Origin of the sequence: Rhizobium sp. PDO1-076, from assembly GCF_000247475.1 — a bacterium.
In the GTDB taxonomy this organism is placed as follows: Bacteria; Pseudomonadota; Alphaproteobacteria; order Rhizobiales; family Rhizobiaceae; genus Allorhizobium.
Map to the genome: position 1 here is coordinate 1 of NZ_AHZC01000369.1, position 548 is coordinate 548.

Sequence of the window (548 nt, forward strand, 5' to 3'; positions counted from 1 at the left end):
AGCCCGAAGACACCGGCACCCGCCAAGAGCGGTGCGATGTCGACACTCCGCGCATGAAAGAGCCGGATTTCCCCGCCTTCGCTGGATATTCGGCCCGTTTCATGCTAAATTGGCGCAATAACTGGAGGCTTTGCCAATGAACGTTCATGCCCCTCGCCCCGATCGCTCTCCGGAAGCTGTTGGAGCACGGAACAAGGCCTCAGATCAGGCACGCGCCGCGAATATGCGGCAGGGTTACACCGGCGACCCGGTTCTGGAAGAAGCAAAGGCCCGCTACGTGGCGGGAGACATCACTTCCGAGGAAATGCGCCAAGAGATGCTGGCCCGCTTTAAGCGAGATTGATCGTTACCTGGAGATGGTTTTGGCCGTCTGACATCTCAGGCGGCCTTTTTGCATGAGGTTTCGCTTGGCCCGCGATGATGAAGCCAAAGGTTCCTACACCTATCCCAACACTTCAGAGGATAAGGATTTCAAGGATGTTCTGAAGAACAAGCTGAATAATCCGGAGTCATTCAGAACTGCACGAAGCCGAATATGCGATCACGGA

At 55.7% G+C, this 548-nt stretch carries 1 protein-coding gene; it reads left to right on the forward strand.

From position 1 onward, the window contains the following. Positions 1–136: 136 nt before the first annotated feature. Complete coding sequence (locus tag PDO_RS17435; protein WP_007605027.1) at positions 137–343, forward strand: antitoxin VbhA family protein; 207 nt, start codon at positions 137–139, stop codon at positions 341–343. The last annotated feature ends 205 nt before the right edge of the window (positions 344–548 follow it).